Source organism: Streptomyces sudanensis, from assembly GCF_023614315.1.
GTDB lineage: Bacteria > Actinomycetota > Actinomycetes > Streptomycetales > Streptomycetaceae > Streptomyces > Streptomyces sudanensis.
On the sequence record NZ_CP095474.1, the window covers coordinates 1,008,711 to 1,012,252 of the forward strand.

Annotated in this window: 3 protein-coding genes and 2 pseudogenes; 2 read left to right on the top strand and 3 right to left on the bottom strand. The window is 76.0% G+C overall.

The window, feature by feature from the left end; all coding sequences use genetic code 11:
* Window positions 1–283: pseudogene (locus tag MW084_RS04505) on the bottom strand (GntR family transcriptional regulator); the annotation flags it as partial.
* Window positions 284–414: 131 nt separating this feature from the next.
* Between MW084_RS04505 and MW084_RS04510 the strand changes: the two are divergent.
* Both MW084_RS04510 and MW084_RS04515 read left to right on the top strand, forming a co-directional pair.
* Window positions 415–878: pseudogene (locus MW084_RS04510) on the top strand (carboxymuconolactone decarboxylase family protein); the annotation flags it as partial.
* Window positions 878–1,627: an isocitrate lyase/PEP mutase family protein gene (locus MW084_RS04515; protein WP_010468441.1), complete on the top strand. Its 750-nt coding sequence runs from the start codon at window positions 878–880 to the stop codon at window positions 1,625–1,627. The pseudogene MW084_RS04510 and the gene MW084_RS04515, both read left to right, overlap by 1 nt.
* Window positions 1,628–1,717: 90 nt before the next feature.
* Here the strand turns inward: MW084_RS04515 and MW084_RS04520 are convergent, their stop codons facing one another.
* Both MW084_RS04520 and MW084_RS04525 read right to left on the bottom strand, forming a co-directional pair.
* Window positions 1,718–2,707: a malate dehydrogenase gene (locus MW084_RS04520; protein WP_010468442.1), complete on the bottom strand. Its 990-nt coding sequence runs from the start codon at window positions 2,705–2,707 to the stop codon at window positions 1,718–1,720.
* A 195-nt stretch (window positions 2,708–2,902) separates the two neighbouring features.
* Window positions 2,903–3,542, bottom strand: a 640-nt coding sequence (locus MW084_RS04525; protein ID WP_275563482.1) for a DUF2690 domain-containing protein, incomplete at its 5' end; no start/stop codon positions are given.

Consider the following 3,542-nt stretch of genomic DNA (forward strand, 5'->3'; position numbering starts at 1 on the left):
GTGCGGCGGCGGCGCGGCGGGCGACGCGGGTGCCGGAGCCCTGGCGGGCGGTGAGCCAGCCCTCGGCGACCAGTTCGGCGTAGGCGTCGGCGACGGTGTTGCGGGCGACGCCGAGGTCGGCGGCGAGGGTGCGCGACGACGGCAGCCGGGTGCCGGGGGCCAGGCGGCCGGTCCTGACGGCCTCCCGGAGGGCCTCCATGAGTCCGGCGCGCAGGCCGGGGCCCTGGATCTCCACGTGGAGGTCGGCTCCGAACGCGGCGGAAATGGCCCGTGATCCCGTCATGGGAATGGACCATACCGGCACGCCAACACCGGCGTACGGTCGAGGACATGACGACGCAGACGCAGCAGGCGCAGCAGACCCGGGCCCCCGCCGGCACCCCGGCCGCGGACGGCGGCCGNGNCCCGAGCACNCCGCCCGCCTGGCCCCCGCGGAGCTGGTCCCGGACGTGTACCGGGCGATGGTCCGGTTGGACGCCGCCGCCCACCAGGGGCTCGACCCGGCGCTGGCCGAACTGGTCAAGATCCGCGCCTCGCAGATCAACCACTGCGCGTTCTGCCTGGACATGCACTCCAAGGACGCGCTGGCGGCCGGGGAGGGCGTCGAGCGGATCGTGCAGCTCGCCGCCTGGCGGGAGTCGCGGCACTTCTACACGGAGAAGGAGCTCGCCGCGCTCGAACTGACCGAGGCGATCACGCTCCTGACGGACGGCTTCGTCCCGGACGAGGTGTACGACCGGGTCGCGGAGCACTTCGACGAGACGGAGATGGCCCATCTGATCTCGTCGATCATCGTGATCAACGCGTGGAACCGGTTCGCCGTGACGGCCCGTTCGGTGCCGGGCCACTACCGGCCCGGCCAGTACAAGGGCCTGTAGTGGCCCGGCCGCACGGGGCGGCGCGCGCGGAGGAGTTCCGGGCCCTGCACCACGGCCGGGCCCCGGAGGACCCGCTGGTCCTCCCGGGCCCGTGGGACGCGGCGAGCGCGCGGGTCTTCGCCGAGGCGGGGTTCCCCGCGCTCGCGACGCCGTCCGCGGGGATGGCGGCGTCGCTCGGGTACGAGGACGGGCACACGCCCGCCGACGAGATGTTCGCGGCGGTGGCGCGGATCGTCCGCGCCGTGGACGTGCCCGTCTCGGCCGACCTGGAGGACGGGTACGGGCTGCCGCCGGAGGAGCTGGCGGCGCGGGTCCTCGACGCGGGCGTGGCCGGCGTGAACCTGGAGGACGGCGGGCCCGGCGGGCTGGCGGACCCGGCGGCGCACGCCGACCGGCTGGCGGAGTTCCGCGCGGCCGTGGGCGGCGCGGTGTTCCTCAACGCCCGCGTGGACACGTACGTGCGGGGCGTGCCGGACCCGGAGGAGACGGTCCGGCGGGCGAGGCTGTACGCGGAGGCCGGCGCGGACTGCGTGTACCCCCTGCTGGCGCCGCCGGACCTGCTGCCGGTGCTGCGGGCGGAGGCGGGCGTCCCGCTCAACGCGTTCGCCGCGCCCGGCGGCCCGCCGCCCGCCGAGCTGGGCCGGCTGGGCGCCTCCCGGATCACCTGCGGGCCGGTCCTGCACGAGCGGGCCGTGGCGGCCCTGCGCGGCATCGCCGCCGCCCTGCGGGACGGTGCGGGAGCGGGCTGAGCGGGCCCGGACGGCGGGAGCCCCCGGCGGCGTACGGCCGTCCGGGGGCTCCTCGGGTGGTGCGGGGTGGTGCGGGCCGGGTGGGGCCGGTCAGATGAGGCCGAGGCCGCGCACGGCGTCGCGCTCCTCCTCCAGCTCCTTCACCGACGCGTCGATGCGGGTGCGGGAGAACTCGTTGACGTCCAGGCCCTGGACGATCTCGTACCGGCCGTCCTTGCAGGTGACGGGGAAGGAGGAGATCAGGCCCTCCGGCACGCCGTACGAACCGTCGGACGGGATGCCCATGGAGGTCCAGTCGCCCTCGGCGGTGCCGTTGACCCACGTGTGGACGTGGTCGATGGCGGCGTTCGCGGCGGAGGCGGCGGAGGACGCGCCGCGGGCCTCGATGATGGCCGCGCCGCGCTTGGCGACGGTCGGGATGAACTCCTCGGCCAGCCACTGCTCGTCGTTCACGACCTCGGCGGCGTTCTTGCCGCCGACGGTGGCGTGGAAGATGTCCGGGTACTGCGTGGCGGAGTGGTTGCCCCAGATCGTCAGCCGCTTGATGTCGGAGACGGCGGCACCGGTCTTGGCCGCGAGCTGCGAGATGGCGCGGTTGTGGTCGAGGCGGGTCATCGCGGTGAAGCGCTCGGCCGGCACGTCCGGGGCGGCGGCCTGGGCGATGAGGGCGTTGGTGTTGGCCGGGTTGCCGACGACGAGGACCTTGATGTCGTCCGCGGCGTTGTCGTTGATGGCCTTGCCCTGCGGCTTGAAGATGCCGCCGTTGGCCTCCAGCAGGTCGCCGCGCTCCATGCCCTTGGTGCGGGGGCGGGCGCCGACGAGGAGGGCGACGTTGGCGCCGTCGAAGGCGACGTTCGGGTCGTCGGTGATCTCGATGCCCCGCAGCAGCGGGAAGGCGCAGTCCTGGAGCTCCATGGCGGTGCCCTCGGCGGCCTTCAGGCCCTGCGGGATCTCCAGGAGGCGCAGCTTGACCGGCACGTCGGCGCCGAGCAGGTGACCGGAGGCGATGCGGAACAGCAGCGCGTAGCCGATCTGGCCGGCCGCGCCGGTGACGGTGACATTCACGGGAGTGCGGGTCATGTGCGATCTCCGTAAGACAGCTGGCGGTGGGGGTCCCTGCCCCGGGTGACGGGACGTCCTCCGCGCCGGGGGTGCCCGGTGTCGCCGCACACTCTCTCGACGTGGAGATATCCAGCGGTCAGGCTATCCGACCCGGCACCTCCCCAATCCCCGCCCCCTTGTGGTGCGGCTCACCCGGGCGGAGCCGTCGTGCGGTCAGGGAGCCGCCGTGCAGCCCGTCGTCCCGTCGCGGAGCCTGGCGCAGGCGCTCGCGGCGGCACCCGCCGGGGCGACGACCATCGGGGTGTACGCGTCGCCGTCGGCGCCGACCGCCGCGCTCCGGACGGTGCCGGCGGCGGTGACCTCGACGGTGTCTCCGGGGGCGGCCCCGCTGACGCGGGCCCAGGCGGCGCCGCACGCGCTGCTGTGGCGGACCTCGACGAGGACGGTGCCGACGACGGTGGACGCGATGGTGGAGCCGTACGACCCGCCGCAGCCCATGGCGTGCGGGTCCTGCCCCTCGCACGCCCCGCGGTGGCAGCCGACGCCCACGGGCGGGGACGGCGCGGGGGCGGCCGGTGCGGCGGTGCCGGCGGGGGCGGCGACGGGCCCGGCCGCCCGGTCCCCGCCGAGCCCGGGGAGGAGCATCGCCGCGGCGAACACGAGGAGGGTGCCGAGGGCGCCGGCGAAGAACATGGCGACGGTGAGTCCGGCCTGCCGGACCGGGCTCCCGGGGGGCCTCGCGGCGGCGCCCGGCGCCCCGTTCACGCCCTGGGGGACGGGTACGGACGCGGGGGCGGGCGCTCCGGTGCGCGGCCGGTCCCTCCGCACGCCGGGGGCGGGACTGCCGGGGGCG

Excerpts from the sequence above, each read along its gene's own strand:
- MW084_RS04520 (WP_010468442.1), bottom strand. The coding sequence starts at position 2,707 with ATGACCCGCACTCCCGTGAATGTCACCGTCACCGGCGCGGCCGGCCAG.